Genomic DNA, 13,529 nt, shown 5'->3' on the forward strand with positions numbered 1-13,529 from the left:
GGAATTTTGTGCCGTTGAGCGGGCGTGCGCGCCGGAAATGCGGTAACTGGAGCTGATCCAGCTACCGCATTGTCGTCGTCTTGGCGGACCTAGCCGTTGGCGGCGATGTCCTCCAGGACCGCGAACATGGTCCGGGTCGGGACGCCGGTGCCACCCTTGCCGGTGTAGCCCCAGGGGCCGCCGGTGTTGTAGGCCGGGCCGGCGACGTCGAGGTGCGCCCACTGCACGCCGTCGGCGACGAACTCGCGCAGGTACACCCCGGCCACCAGCATGCCGGCGTTGCGCGCGCCGCTGACGTTCGCCAGGTCGGCGACCGTCGACTTCAGGTCGTCCTTGAGCTCCTCGGGCAGCGGCATCGCCCAGGCGTTCTCGCCGACTCCCTGCGACAGCTTGGCCACCCGGTCGCGGAACTCGTCGCTACCCATGACGCCCGGGGTACGCGTGCCGAGCGCCACGAGCTGCGCGCCGGTCAGCGTCGACGTCTCGATCAGATAGTCGGGGTTGTCCTCGCAGGCGCGGACGATGGCGTCGGCCAGGATCAGCCGGCCCTCGGCGTCGGTGTTGAGCACCTCGATGGTGGTGCCGCCGTATTGGGTCAGGACGTCGCCGGGCCGCTGCGCCGTCGACGACGGCATGTTCTCGGCCATGGGCACGGTGGCGGTGACGTCGACCGCCAGCTTCTGGCGCGCCGCCAGCACGACGGTCGCGATGACGGCCGCGGCACCGCCCATGTCGGAGGTCATGTGGTGCATGTTGGCGGCCGGCTTGATCGAGATGCCGCCGGTGTCGAAGGTGATGCCCTTGCCCACCAGCGCCACCTTCTTGGCGTCCTTCTTGCCGGAACGGTAGGTCAGCCGCACCAGGCGTGGCCCGCGGGACGAGCCCTTGCCGACGCCCACGATGCCGCCGAATCCGGCGTCCTCCAGTTCCTTCTTGCCCAGCACCTCCACCTCGAGGCCCGCCGACTTGCCCAAAGCCTTTGCGCGCTTGGCGAATTCGCCCGGGTACAGGTGGCTCGGCGGAGTGTTGACGAAGTCGCGGGCGGTCGCCACGGCGGTCGCGACGTCGACGCCCCGGGCCGCGGCGGTCTCGGCGTCGTCAGCGGTGGACAGCACCGTCAGCGCCGTCAGACCGGCTTCCTTCGGGGCGGTCTTGGCGCTGCGGAATTCGGAGAAGCGGTAGGCGCCGAGGATCAGGCCCTCGACGGCGGCCGCCACATCCAGCTCGGACAGTGTGGTCACGACCGTCTCGGTGCCGTTGAGGGAGCGCGCCGCCACGCCCGCGGCGCGGCGGATGACGTCGGCCGGCCACTCGTCGCGGTCCTTGCCGAGGCCGACCGTCAGCACGCTGGCCACCGGCAGCGACGGGACGAGCACTCGCGTCACCTGCTCGGTCGAGCCCTTCGCGCCCAGGGCCTTCAGTGCCACCTCGATCTCACCGGTGGCTTCGGCGTCCAGGAACGGGTTGGCCAGGACCGTGGCCTCGTCGTTGTCGCCGGTGATGACCGGCACGATCAGCACCGCGGCGTCCAGGTCGGACGGCAGGGCGGATGCGACGGTGACGGCGGGGGACTGGTAACCGGGTGCGCTGCTCACCAGGCCCACCCTAGTCACTGTGCCAGTCGGGCCGCCTGCTCAGCCTCTGCACACACCTCGAACGCGGTCACGGGGTCGTTGAAGCCCTTGAGCACCAACGGCTCCCGTGGCGCGACGGGCCATTTGCCCGGCATGTCGTACCAGGGCGCGGCCACCAGAATCTGCCCGGGCTCGGCCGCGGCGACCAGGCGGGCCGCCAGATTCACCGCGTTGCCGAAGTAGTCGCCGCCGGTGGCCACCACCGGCCCGAAGCTCAGGCCGGCCCGCACGCTGATGTGGGCCATCTTCGGCCGGGGATGGTGTACCAGGTCGACCGCGACCCGCGCCAGCGATTCGGGTGTCGCGCTGACCCACATGACCGCATCGCCGATGAACTTGATCACCCGGCCACCGTCGGCGTGCACCACATCGTTGGTGATGGCGTTGAACTCGTTCAGCAGGCTGGTCAGATCGTCCGGTGCCAGGCGCTGCGTGAGCTGCGTGAAGTTGGACAGATCGGCAAACCCGATGCCGCACACCACCGTTGACGCTTCACGGTGGTCGATCGCGTCGAAATACTCTCTGGCGGAGGCGACATGGTGGCGGTGGACGGCCTCGATCATGCCGCCGATGCGCGGGATGAACTGGGCCGCCGCCCGATAGGCGCGCGCGGTGACGAGTTCGTCGTGGGTCTGGGCCAGGTCGAGGTCGGGCAGACCGGTGCGGCTCATCGACGCCAGCGCCTCGGCCATCCGTGCCACGCTGGTACCGACGACCCGCAGGAATCCCCACGCGGCGTCGTCGCCGATCGTGGTCCGCAAGTCCGCCCAGGTGCGCAGTGCCTCGATGTCGGCGTCGGAGAGCGTCGGCGCGGTCGGGTCGGAGGCTTTCAGGCCCAGCACCGCCCACGTCTGTTGAACGTCGGCCACCGGTACCCCGAGCACGCTCGCGGCATCGGCCAAGCTGTGTCTGGGCTGCCCCGACCACTGCACGACGTCGCCCGCCAGCCCGAACAGCCGGCCTTGCTTCTCGGCCTCGATCATCTGCTCAGCGGAGAGTCCCAGGCTGTCCAGATACTCGATGAGCGGCGCGCGCCGGCGCGCATCGGCGATGCCCGCGGCTTCCAACGCGTCGAAATCGACCACGAGACGAGTCTGACAGCTATCAGCGGGATGGCGGGGCGATCTGACCTTCGACAACGCCTCGGATCACAGCCACATACCGACTGCGATCCGAGGCGTAAGCACTAGGCTGACTGGCCGTGAGCGAACTGTTGCAGGGCCCGCTGGAAGACCGTCACCGCGAACTCGGGGCGAGTTTCGCCGAATTCGGGGGCTGGTTGATGCCGGTGTCGTACGCAGGCACCGTGGCCGAACACAACGCCACCCGCGAGACCGTCGGGCTCTTCGACGTCAGCCACCTCGGCAAGGCACTGGTGCGTGGCCCAGGCGCAGCCGAGTTCGTCAACTCCGCCTTCACCAACGACCTTCGCCGCATCGGCCCGGGCAAGGCGCAATACACGTTGTGCTGCAACGAGTCCGGCGGTGTGATCGACGATCTGATCGCCTACTACGTCTCCGATGACGAGATCTTCCTGGTGCCCAACGCGGCCAACACGGCCGCGGTGGTCGCCGAGCTGCAGCGCGTCGCCCCGCCCGAACTGACCATCACCGACGAGCACCGCTCCTACGCCGTGCTGGCCGTGCAGGGGCCGAAGTCCACCGAGGTGCTCACCGCGCTCGGGTTGCCGACCGACATGGACTACGTGGGCTACGCCGACGCCGAGTACAACGGCGTCCCGGTCCGCGTGTGCCGCACCGGCTACACCGGCGAGCACGGCTACGAATTGCTGCCCGAGTGGGACCGCGCGGGCGTGGTGTTCGACGCGCTCGTCGCCGCGGTCAAAGATGCCGGCGGTGAACTCGCCGGGCTGGGCTCGCGCGACACCCTGCGCACCGAGATGGGCTACCCGCTGCACGGACATGAACTGTCGCTGGACATTTCGCCGCTGCAGGCCCGCTGCGGCTGGGCCATCGGCTGGAAGAAGGATGCGTTCTGGGGCCGCGACGCCCTGCTCGCGGAGAAGGAAGCCGGTCCGAAGCGGACGCTGCGCGGCCTCAAGGCGGTCGGCCGTGGCGTGCTGCGGGCCGACCTCACCGTCTTGGACGGCGACAAGCCGGTGGGCATCACCACGTCGGGCACCTTTTCACCGAGCCTCAAGGTCGGCATCGCGCTGGCGCTGCTCGACACCGCTGCCGACATCGCCGACGGCGCGCGGGTGACCGTCGACGTCCGCGGCCGGGCGCTCGAATGCGAGGTCGTGGCGCCGCCGTTCGTGGCGGCGAAGACGCGTTAGCCGCGGCGAAAACGCGCTAGCCACGGGCGATACAATCGGCATATGACCGATGGCCCCCTCGAATTCACCGTTTCGCGCGCGAGCAACCCGGCGAGCGACGAGGTAAGGGCTCAGGTACTGGCCGACCCCGGATTCGGGCGGTTCCACACCGACCACATGGTGGCCATCGACTACACCGTCGACCGTGGCTGGCACGACGCGCGGGTCACCGAATACGGGCCCATCGAGCTGGACCCGTCGGCGATCGTCCTGCACTACGCGCAGGAGGTCTTCGAGGGTCTGAAGGCCTACCGCTGGAACGACGGTTCGATAGTGTCGTTCCGCCCGGAGGCCAACGCCGCCCGGCTGCAGTCGTCGTGCCGGCGCCTGGCCATCCCGGAGCTGCCCGGCGACGTCTTCGTCGAGTCACTGCGCCAGCTGATCGCCGTCGACAACGAGTGGGTGCCGGCTGCCGGTGGTGAGGCGTCGCTGTACCTGCGGCCGTTCATCATCGCGACCGAGCCCGGCCTGGGCGTGCGCCCGGCCAACGAGTACCGCTACCTGGTGATCGGTTCGCCCGCCGGCGCGTACTTCAAGGGCGGCATCAAGCCGGTGTCGGTGTACCTGTCGACCGAGTACGTGCGGGCCAGCCCCGGCGGCACCGGTGCGGCCAAGTTCGGCGGCAACTACGCCGCCTCGCTGCTGGCGCAGGCGCAGGCTGCCGAGATGGGCTGCGACCAGGTGGTCTGGCTGGACGCCATCGAGCGCCGGTACGTCGAAGAAATGGGTGGCATGAACCTGTTCTTCGTGTTCGGCAGCGGTGGCTCGGCACGCCTGGTCACCCCCGAGCTGTCGGGCTCGCTGCTGCCCGGCATCACACGGGATTCGTTGCTGCAGTTGGCGGTTGACGCCGGCTTCGCCGTCGAGGAACGTAAGATCGACATCGACGAGTGGCAGAAGAAGGCCGCCGCGGGCGAGATCACCGAGGTGTTCGCCTGTGGGACCGCGGCCGTCATCACGCCCGTCGCGCACGTGAAGTACGGGCACGGCGAATCGGCCGGCGAGTTCACCATCGGCGACGGCCAGCCCGGTGAGGTCACCATGGCACTGCGCGACACCCTGACCGGTATTCAGCGCGGCACCTTCGCCGACACCCACAACTGGATGACCCGCCTGGGCTGACCCAGCGCCAACGTGAAGAAGATCGCGAGATTCCAGTCTGAAATCTCGCGATCTTCTTCACATTCGGCGGCTAGTGGACGGCCAGTCCCAGGGCGGTCAGTGTCGTCGTGACCTCGACGGCCGCACCCAGTACGTCGCCGGTGATCCCACCGAACCGGCGGACGCAATGCGCCACCAGTAGCGCGGTGACTCCCAGCGCGACGAGCACGACCACGGGGCCCTGCCACAGTCGCGGCGTCGCCCACGCGGACGCGGCGGCCAGCGCCACCGTCCACGCCGCGACCACCCACACCGGCTGACTACCGGCGACCAGCGCGCCCAACGTGCTGCCCGGCGCGGCCGGTACCGACGTGCGGCAGGCCGCCAGCGCGGCGACCCGGCCGGCGGTGACGGCGACGACGACCGCCACCGGGCTCAGCGCAGCGAACGTCATGCTCTGCGCGCCGATCGCCACCACGATCGCGGCCACCCCGAACGGGCCCGCGGTGCCGCCGCGCATGACGGCCAGGGCTCGCTCGGGCGGGCCGTAACAGCCGAGGCCGTCGACGGTGTCGGACAGTCCGTCAATGTGCAGTCCGCGGGTCAGCAGGAGCAGCACCGCCACCGCGAGCAGCCCGGCGAGCGGGCCGGTCACGTACACATGCCCCGCGCCCCACACGACGGCCGCGGCGATACCGCCGAGAACGATGCCCACCGCCGGCAGCGCGGTCAGTGTGCCCCGGCCGAACGGCCGGCTACTGCGCACCGGCAGGACGGTGCTGAATGCGAAAGCCGAAGCCAGGGAAGAGATCACAATGTCTTGTCGGCCGGCTTGTCGCTGACGTTCGCCTCGCCGAACGTGGCCATGGACGCCAGCGTCGCGACCGCGGCCCGCAGCACCGGCAGTGCCACCGCGGCACCGCTGCCTTCGCCGAGGCGCATGCCCAGGTCCAGGATCGGGGTCAACTGCAGGCGCTGCAGCGCCACCGCGTGAGCGGGTTCGGTCGACAGGTGGCCGGCCTGCCACCACGCCTTCGCGCCGGGGGCCAGCCGGTCGGCGACGAGCGCCGCGGCCGTCACCACCACGCCGTCGAGCAGGACGGGGGTGCGCCGGACCGCGGCCTGGGCCAGGAAGCCGGCCATGGCCGCCAGGTCCGCGCCGCCGCAAACGGCAAGCAGCGCAACGGGATCGGCCTTGACCTGACGGGCGCGGAACAGCGCGTCGCGGATGGCCGCGGTCTTTCGGGCCCAGCCCTCGTCGTCGACGCCGGTGCCACGGCCGACCACGGCGACGGGTTCGGTTGCGGTGAGGGCGGCGACCAGAGTCGTTGCCGGAGTGGTGTTTCCGATGCCCATGTCGCCGGCGATGAGCAGGTCGGCGCCCGCGTCGACCTCCTGGTCGGCAATGGTGCGACCCGCCGCGATCGCCGCGACGGCCTCCTCCGTCGACAGCGCGTCCTCGACGGCGATGTTGCCGCTGCCGCGCCGCACCTTGTGGGCGCCGATCGCGGGGGAGTGGGCCTCGCCGTCGACGGCGATGTCGGCGACGCGCACGGTCGCGCCGGCCACCTCGGCCAGCACGTTGATGGCGGCGCCGCCGGCGTCGAAGTTGGCCACCATCTGCGCGGTGACCTCGGACGGGAACGCTGAGACGCCGGCGGCCGTCACCCCGTGGTCGCCGGCGAACACCACGATGCGGGCGCGCTCGAATTGCTTTGGCGGACAGACGCCTTGGCACGCCGACACCCAGACCGACAGTTCCTCCAGGCGCCCCAGCGAGCCGGGCGGTTTCGTCAGGGTGTTCTGGCGCGCGAGAGCGGCCGCCCGCACGTCGGCGTCCGGTTTGGTGAGATCGGGAAACTGGGCGCGGGGATCGCTCATCAGGACTCCTTGACGGTGAGAGGCTGGCCGGCCACTACAAGCACCACCCGGTCGCAGACCGCGGCCAGGCGCTGGTTGAGCGAGCCCAGTTCGTCGGCGAAACGGCGGCCCGACTCCGTGGCGGGGACGACGGTCAGGCCGACCTCCGGGCTGACCAGGGCCAGTGGCGCGGTGAATGCGCTGACTGCCGAGGTCAATTCGTCGATATCGGCCTGGATCGATCCGCCGGTCCAGGCGCCGCGCCGGTCCATCGCGGCGACCAGCCAGCCGCCGATGTCGTCGACCATGGTGGCGGCAGCCGACTCACGCAAAGTCGTTGCCACGTCAGCGGATTCGACGGTTGACCAGTGCGCCGGCCGGCGGTTCCGATGGGCTGAAACCCGGGCGGCGAAGTCGGCGTCGCCGTCGACGGACCCGGTCGCGACATAGCGCACCGATCCGCTCGGACCCGCCGTACTGGCGATCCAATCCTCGGCCCACTGCGACTTTCCCGACCGGATGCCGCCGAGAACCAGGGTGCGCACCGGGCTCAGTCGACCTTGTCTCCGCGGCTGACCTGCGGCTTCGGCACGCGCATGCGGCGCAGCTGCGAGGCCCGGCTGGACGCGTAGAAGCCCAGCTTCCAACCACTTTCGGTGTTGCCCGGGAACTTCGCGTCGACCCGCTTGTTGATGCGCCGGCTCAGCAGGACACCGTCGATGGCCATGATCACCATCAGACCCAGCATCGCGACCGACAACAGGCCCTGCGTCTGCACCGGCGGTAGCGCCATCATGAAGAACACCAGCACCAGTGCCGACGGCATGAACAGCCCCAGCACGTTGCGCCGGGAATCGACGAGGTCGCGGACGTAGCGCTTGACCGGGCCCTTGTCGCGGGGCAACAGGTAGGCCTCGTCGCCCGCCATCATCTTGGCGCGGCGCGCATCCATGTCGGCGCGGCGGGCGACGCGGTCGGCCTTGCGCTCTTCCTTCGTCTTCGAGTTGCGGAGCTCCTTGCGCCGCTTGCGCGCCTCGGCCGTCGTCATCGGCGCCGGTGCAACGGGGCCGCGCTTACGGTTCGCGCTCTGCTTGGGGGTCGGGCGGCCCTTGGGCGCGGTGGTCCGGGCCCCGGCGTCGTCGTCCGAGTCGACAGTCACGTTGACGTCGTCAGCTCCGCCGCTCTCGTCTCCGGAGTCGGCGTTGTCCTTCTTGCGGCCCAGCAGATTCACGGTGTCAGGTTACTTCGGTCGCCGGGCTCGGCCGTCATGCACCCGAGCTGTGGGCGGCTTAACCTGCTCCGATGAGAGTCCTCGTCGCCCCCGACTGTTACGGCGACAGCCTCACCGCGGTCGAGGCCGCGGCGGCCATCGCCGCGGGCTGGACCGTCGCGCGGCCGGCCGACACGCTGGTGCTCGCCCCGCAGTCCGATGGCGGCCCGGGCTTCGTCGACGTCCTGGCCGAACGGTTGGGCGGTCTGCGGACGGCGACGGTGCGCGGCCCGCTCGATCGCGACGTCACCGCGCACTGGGTGCTGCACCAGGACACCGCATATATCGAGTGTGCGCAGGCCTGCGGATTGGCGCTGCTCGGCGGGCCGCCGACGGTGCGGACCGCGCTGGACGCCACCAGCTTCGGGGTAGGGCAACTCGTCGACGCGGCGCTGACGGCGGGCGCGCAGAAAGTGGTCGTGGGCCTCGGCGGCAGCTCGTGCACCGACGGCGGTCTGGGTCTCGTCGCGGCGCTGGGCGGGCTGACGCCGGCATGTCAGAGGTTGGCCGGCGTCGAGGTCATCGTCGCCTCCGACGTCGAACATCCGCTGCTGGGGCCGATGGGTGCGGCCGCGGTGTTCGGTCCGCAGAAGGGGGCCGACCCCGCCACGGTGGAACTGCTGGAGCAGCGGCTCACGGCGTGGGCCCGCGAACTCGAATCGGTGGCCGGCCGCGACGTCGCCGTCGAACCGGGAGCCGGCGCCGCCGGCGGCCTGGGCGCGGCGCTGCTGGCGCTGGGCGGACGGCGCGAATCGGGCGCGACGGTCATCGCCACGCACACCGGGCTGGCCGCCGACCTGGCTGCCGCGGACCTGGTCATCACCGGTGAGGGCCGGTTCGACGACCAATCGCTGCACGGCAAGGTGATCAGCGCACTGGTGGGCCAGGCCGGCGGCACGCCTGTCCTGGTGCTGGCCGGGCAGGTGACGCTGGACCCGTCCGCGCTGGCCGACGCCGGCATCGAGGCCGCGTATTCGATCACCGATCACGCCGGTTCGGTGGAGCTGGCCATGAGCGACGCGGCCAACCAGCTGACCGGATTAGCTACGGGCGTAGCCGCTGAACTCGGGAATAACGGCCCGACAAGGTACCGTTGATGGTGCCTGGATAGTGCCAGGTAATCGATGCACCAGGGAGATGCAATGACTGTTGAGGACGCGACCAGCACCGGTACCTCGACCGAGACCCACGGCGTGATCTTGTCGGACGCGGCGGCCGCCAAGGCCAAGGCTCTGCTGGACCAGGAAGGCCGTGACGACCTCGCGCTGCGTATCGCCGTGCAACCGGGCGGCTGCGCCGGCCTGCGTTACAACCTCTTCTTCGATGACCGCACCCTTGATGGTGACCTCACCACCAACGTGGGCGGCGTCAACCTGACCGTCGACCGCATGAGTGCCCCGTACGTGCAGGGCGCCACCATCGACTTCGTCGACACCATCGAGAAGCAGGGCTTCACCATCGACAACCCGAACGCCACCGGCTCCTGCGCCTGCGGCGATTCGTTCAACTGAGATAGCCGACCGTGCTGGTCCGGCGGTCTCCTACAGGGAGTCCGCCGGACGCGGCAGGTACGAGCAGACCAGGGTCTCGCGCGGCTGCACCAGCAGCTGGGCGACAGCCTGCAATTCGTTGTTCTTCGGTCCCGAACCGCGCGGCAGCCGGCCTGACGGCGCCACCTTCATGGTGAACAGCACCTGCGCCTGATTCGGTGACAGCATCACGATCTTGTCGATCGACGTCACATCCGCCTGACCGAACTGCTTGCGGAACGCATCACTGGCCAGATTCGCCACGGTGAAATCCGTGGCGTGATCCTTGATGCCGTCATACAGGCCGCACAGGGCATGCCGTGCCACGGTCTGCTTGTCCTGTTGCAGCAACGCATTTAGGTAGCCCTGGATGGCGGACTTGGCGGAGGCGTCGGTCAGGCCGCGATCGCTGGTGCTGCGAACCGCGAAGATGATGCCGCCGATGACGGCGACGACCGCAACCACGGCGCCGACGACCAGCAGGATTCGCTTGGTGTTGTTACCGCCGCCTGACGGATACTCCACGGCCGGTGGAAGTGTCGTCGGGTAAGAGGCGGGCGGGCCACCATAGGGGGCACCGTAGGTGGGGTTCCCCGGACCCGGCTGCGGGGGAATCGATTCCGGGTACGGATATGCGCCGTCCATGTTGTCCACAGGCTAGCGCACCCGCGCGGGTGGACCGGTCCGACTACTACGGCTGCGCTGGGTAAGCTCGCCGAATGACCATTGCCGTGACCGGATCGATCGCGACCGACCATTTGATGCGCTTCCCGGGCCGATTCGCCGAGCAGTTGCTGGCCGAACACCTGCAGAAGGTGTCGCTGAGCTTCCTGGTCGACGACCTGGTGGTGCACCGCGGCGGCGTCGCCGGCAACATCGCCTACGCCATCGGCATCCTGGGTGGCAGCCCGACGCTGGTCGGCGCGGTGGGCAAGGACTTCGACGAGTACCGCGGCTGGCTCACGTCGCACGGCGTCGACTGCTCGCAGGTGCTGGTGTCCGACTCTGCCTACACCGCCCGATTCGTTTGCACCACCGACGAGGACATGGCGCAGCTGGCGTCGTTCTACCCCGGCGCCATGTCCGAGGCGCGCAACATCAAGCTGGCCGATCTCGTCGCCGCCCAGGGTGAGCCCGAGCTCGTGATCATCGGCGCCAACGACCCCGAGGCCATGTTCCTGCACACCGAGGAATGCCGGAAGCTGGGTCTGCCGTTCGCCGCGGACCCCAGCCAGCAGCTGGCCCGCCTGTCGGGTGAGGAGATCCGCCGCCTCATCGACGGCGCCGCCTACCTGTTCACCAACGACTACGAGTGGGACCTGCTGCTGCAGAAGTCCGGCTGGTCCGAGGCCGAGGTGATGAGCCAGATCGAGCTGCGCGTCACCACACTGGGGGAGAAGGGCGTCGACATCGTCGGCGACGGTTCGTTCGTCCACGTCGACGTCGTGCCCGAGAACGAGAAGGTCGACCCGACCGGTATCGGTGACGCGTTCCGCGCCGGCTTCCTCACCGGCCGTGGCGCCGGCCTGAGCCTGGAGCGGGCCGCTCAGCTGGCCTCACTCGTCGCCACCCTGGTGCTCGAGGCGCCGGGTCCGCAGGAGTGGACCTGGGACAAGGCCACCGCGCTGCCGCGGCTGTCGGCCGCGTTCGGCGGCGAAGCGGCCGACGAGATCGCCGCAGCGCTCGCATAAGCACTACGCCGAAAGTGCGGGAAATGACCGAATTCAGTGCGAATTCGCGGTCGTTTCCCGCACTTTCGGCGTAGCGGTCAGAGTTCGACGGGGTAGACGGGCTCACTGATCTGCGGCGTGACGCTGCCCTCGATGAAGATGGCGTGCCACAGCATGAAGATCAGCACCGTCCACAGCCGGCGGCTGTGATCGCTGACGCCGTTGCGGTGCTCCTCGAGCATCTGCCGGACGGCGTCCAGGTTGATGAGATGCCCGGCCTGTGACGCGTCGACGGTCGCGTAGGCCCACTCCAGCAGCTCGCCCGAACGCAGCCAGTGCCGGATCGGCACCGGGAAACCCAGCTTCGCGCGGTGCAGCACATGCGCGGGCACGATGGGCTCGAGGGCCCGGCGCAGCGCGTACTTGGTTGTGGTGCGGGTGATCTTCTGGTCGTATGGCAGCTTGGACGCGACCGCGAACACCTCGGGATCGAGGAACGGCACCCGCAGTTCCAGTGAATTGGCCATTGTCATCTTGTCGGCCTTGACCAGGATGTCGCCGCGCAGCCAGGTGAACAGGTCCAGATGCTGCATGCGCGCCACCGGGTCCCAGCCCGCGGACTCGGCGTAGATCGGCGCCGTCACATCGGTGTGGGTCCACTCCGGGTTGAACTGCGCCAGGGTCGCCTGCAACTGCTCGTCGGAGAAACTGCGGGCGTTGCCGTAGTAGCGCTCCTCGAGCGTCAACGACCCGCGGTGCAGCAGGCTCTTGCCGCGCATACCGTCCGGCAGCGACTTGGACGCCTTGCCGAGCCCGCGCCGCAGGCCCCGCGGGACGCGGTCGAAAGCCTTGAGGGACAACGGTTCCCGGTAGATGGTGTAGCCGCCGAAGAGCTCGTCGGCGCCCTCGCCGGAGAGCACCACCTTGACGTGCTTGCGAGCCTCGCGGGCGATGAAGAACAGCGGCACCAGCGCTGGGTCGGCCACCGGCTCGTCCAGGTACCAGACGATCTCGGGCAGCGCCGCGACGAACTCGGCCTGGCTGACGACCTTGGTCACGTGCCGCGCCCCGATGGCCTCGGCGGAGGCGACGGCCACGTCGACCTCCGAAAAGCCTTCGCGCTCAAAGCCTGTCGTGAAGGTGATCAGCTTGGGGTTGTGCCGCATCGCCAGCGCGGCGATCGCGGTGGAGTCGATGCCGCCGGACAGGAACGCGCCGACGGTGACGTCGGCCCGCATGTGCTTGGCGACCGAATCCTCCAGCACGGCGGTGATTTCGTCGTACCGCGCCTGCTCCTGCCCTGTGACAAATGGCACAGCGGCGAACTTCGGCTTGAAGTAGCGCGTCACCTCGGGCTGCTGGCCCGGGCGGATACGGGCGTAGCTGCCCGACTCCAGCCGGCGGATCCCGCGCTGCAGCGTCTCGGGCTCGGGCACGTACTGCAGCACCGTGTAGTGCTGGACGGCGCGCTCGTCGATGCTCAGGTCGACGCCGGCGCGGGCCGCCAGGTCGAGGATGCACTTCTTCTCGCTGCCCACGATGGTGCCGCCGGGGCCCGTCGCCAGATACAGCGGCTTGATGCCGAAGGGGTCGCGCGCGCAGAACAGTTCGCGGGTCTCGGTGTCCCACAGCGCGAAGGCGAACATCCCGCGCAGGCGGTTCAGCGCCGCGGTGCCCCAGTAGTGGTAGGCAGCGACGATCGCCTCGCTGTCGCCCTCGGTGGCGAACTCGGCACCGAACTCGGCGCGCAGTTCCTCACGCAGCTCGAGGTAGTTGTAAATCTCGCCGTTGAACACCAGCGCGTAGCGGTTCGGGGCCTCGGGCGGACCCCAGCGGAGCGGCTGGTGGCTGTGCGCGATGTCGATGATCGACAGCCGGTTGAAGCCGAGGACGACGGTGTGATGACCGTCGGTCGGATCGCTGTCGTCGGCCCAGGCGCCCGACTCGTCCGGACCCCGGTGACGCATCGGATGCGTGGCATCCGAGACCGCGTTCACGAGGTCAGTGGAATGGTCGGCAACAGGGTCGGCCAGATAGGCCAGCAGTCCGCACACGGCGCCAGTATGCCTGTTCAGGCAGGTGAACTCAGAACCGACGCTGCCGATTGGCCGGTCGCTTCGCTCGGCGCTG

At 69.5% G+C, this 13,529-nt stretch carries 13 protein-coding genes; 5 read left to right on the top strand and 8 right to left on the bottom strand.

Annotated features, from left to right (window positions below; all coding sequences use genetic code 11):
* Positions 1-89: 89 nt before the first annotated feature.
* A complete protein-coding gene (locus H289_RS0124855) occupies positions 90-1,595 on the bottom strand; it encodes a leucyl aminopeptidase (protein WP_029105704.1) in 1,506 nt (501 codons plus the stop codon).
* A gap of 14 nt (positions 1,596-1,609) precedes the next feature.
* The gene (locus tag H289_RS0124860) at positions 1,610-2,719 is read right to left on the bottom strand and encodes an adenylate/guanylate cyclase domain-containing protein (RefSeq protein ID WP_020103556.1); all 1,110 of its coding nucleotides are present in this window, start codon (positions 2,717-2,719) and stop codon (positions 1,610-1,612) included.
* Positions 2,720-2,835: 116 nt separating this feature from the next.
* Here H289_RS0124860 and gcvT point away from each other — a divergent pair, with 116 nt between their 5' ends.
* Both gcvT and H289_RS0124870 read left to right on the top strand, forming a co-directional pair.
* Positions 2,836-3,930: a glycine cleavage system aminomethyltransferase GcvT gene (gcvT, locus tag H289_RS0124865; protein ID WP_020103557.1), complete on the top strand. Its 1,095-nt coding sequence runs from the start codon at positions 2,836-2,838 to the stop codon at positions 3,928-3,930.
* 42 nt (positions 3,931-3,972) lie between these two features.
* Positions 3,973-5,091 carry a branched-chain amino acid aminotransferase gene (locus H289_RS0124870; protein WP_020103558.1) on the top strand — a complete coding sequence of 373 codons (1,119 nt, stop codon included), beginning with the start codon at positions 3,973-3,975 and terminating at the stop codon, positions 5,089-5,091.
* 70 nt (positions 5,092-5,161) lie between these two features.
* On the opposite strand, the gene H289_RS0124875 is transcribed toward H289_RS0124870, so the two are convergent.
* Genes H289_RS0124875 through H289_RS0124890 form a run of 4 tightly spaced genes read right to left on the bottom strand, consistent with a single transcriptional unit; the run spans position 5,162 to position 8,161 of the window.
* Complete coding sequence (locus tag H289_RS0124875; protein ID WP_020103559.1) at positions 5,162-5,884, bottom strand: adenosylcobinamide-GDP ribazoletransferase; 723 nt, start codon at positions 5,882-5,884, stop codon at positions 5,162-5,164.
* Positions 5,881-6,951, bottom strand: a complete 1,071-nt coding sequence (cobT, locus tag H289_RS0124880) for a nicotinate-nucleotide--dimethylbenzimidazole phosphoribosyltransferase (RefSeq protein ID WP_020103560.1) — start codon at positions 6,949-6,951, stop codon at positions 5,881-5,883. Before cobT ends, H289_RS0124875 begins: the two co-directional genes overlap by 4 nt.
* Positions 6,951-7,475, bottom strand: a complete 525-nt coding sequence (locus tag H289_RS0124885) for a bifunctional adenosylcobinamide kinase/adenosylcobinamide-phosphate guanylyltransferase (RefSeq protein ID WP_020103561.1) — start codon at positions 7,473-7,475, stop codon at positions 6,951-6,953. The genes cobT and H289_RS0124885 overlap by 1 nt, the downstream gene beginning before the upstream one ends.
* A gap of 5 nt (positions 7,476-7,480) precedes the next feature.
* Positions 7,481-8,161, bottom strand: a complete 681-nt coding sequence (locus H289_RS0124890) for a DUF3043 domain-containing protein (protein ID WP_020103562.1) — start codon at positions 8,159-8,161, stop codon at positions 7,481-7,483.
* 71 nt (positions 8,162-8,232) lie between these two features.
* Between H289_RS0124890 and H289_RS0124895 the strand changes: the two genes are divergently transcribed.
* Together H289_RS0124895 and H289_RS0124900 are read left to right on the top strand one after the other, a co-directional pair.
* The gene (locus H289_RS0124895; RefSeq protein ID WP_020103563.1) at positions 8,233-9,297 is read left to right on the top strand and encodes a glycerate kinase family protein; all 1,065 of its coding nucleotides are present in this window, start codon (positions 8,233-8,235) and stop codon (positions 9,295-9,297) included.
* 45 nt (positions 9,298-9,342) lie between these two features.
* Entirely contained in the window at positions 9,343-9,711 is a 369-nt protein-coding gene (locus H289_RS0124900) for a HesB/IscA family protein (RefSeq protein ID WP_020103564.1), read from the top strand.
* Between the two features lie 30 nt (positions 9,712-9,741).
* On the opposite strand, the gene H289_RS0124905 is transcribed toward H289_RS0124900, so the two are convergent.
* Positions 9,742-10,254, bottom strand: coding sequence for an Rv0361 family membrane protein (locus H289_RS0124905; RefSeq protein ID WP_020103565.1), 513 nt, complete (start codon positions 10,252-10,254; stop codon positions 9,742-9,744).
* Positions 10,255-10,448: 194 nt separating this feature from the next.
* On the opposite strand from H289_RS0124905, the gene H289_RS0124910 reads away from it, so the two are divergent.
* Positions 10,449-11,420 (top strand): carbohydrate kinase family protein, encoded by a 972-nt coding sequence (locus H289_RS0124910; protein WP_020103566.1) that lies wholly within the window; start codon positions 10,449-10,451, stop codon positions 11,418-11,420.
* 77 nt (positions 11,421-11,497) lie between these two features.
* Here the strand turns inward: H289_RS0124910 and asnB are convergent, their stop codons facing one another.
* Positions 11,498-13,453 carry an asparagine synthase (glutamine-hydrolyzing) gene (gene asnB / locus H289_RS0124915; RefSeq protein WP_020103567.1) on the bottom strand — a complete coding sequence of 652 codons (1,956 nt, stop codon included), beginning with the start codon at positions 13,451-13,453 and terminating at the stop codon, positions 11,498-11,500.
* Between the last annotated feature and the right edge of the window lie 76 nt (positions 13,454-13,529).

It is taken from the genome of Mycobacterium sp. 360MFTsu5.1, assembly GCF_000383495.1.
GTDB classification, from domain to species: Bacteria; Actinomycetota; Actinomycetes; order Mycobacteriales; family Mycobacteriaceae; genus Mycobacterium; species Mycobacterium mucogenicum_B.

Bases quoted from the DNA above. Each gene is read 5' to 3' on its own strand.
- H289_RS0124870 (WP_020103558.1), top strand. From the start codon at position 3,973: ATGACCGATGGCCCCCTCGAATTCACCGTTTCGCGCGCGAGCAACCCG.
- cobT (WP_020103560.1), bottom strand. From the start codon at position 6,951: ATGAGCGATCCCCGCGCCCAGTTTCCCGATCTCACCAAACCGGACGCC.
- H289_RS0124895 (WP_020103563.1), top strand. From the start codon at position 8,233: ATGAGAGTCCTCGTCGCCCCCGACTGTTACGGCGACAGCCTCACCGCG.
- H289_RS0124900 (WP_020103564.1), top strand. From the start codon at position 9,343: ATGACTGTTGAGGACGCGACCAGCACCGGTACCTCGACCGAGACCCAC.
- H289_RS0124910 (WP_020103566.1), top strand. From the start codon at position 10,449: ATGACCATTGCCGTGACCGGATCGATCGCGACCGACCATTTGATGCGC.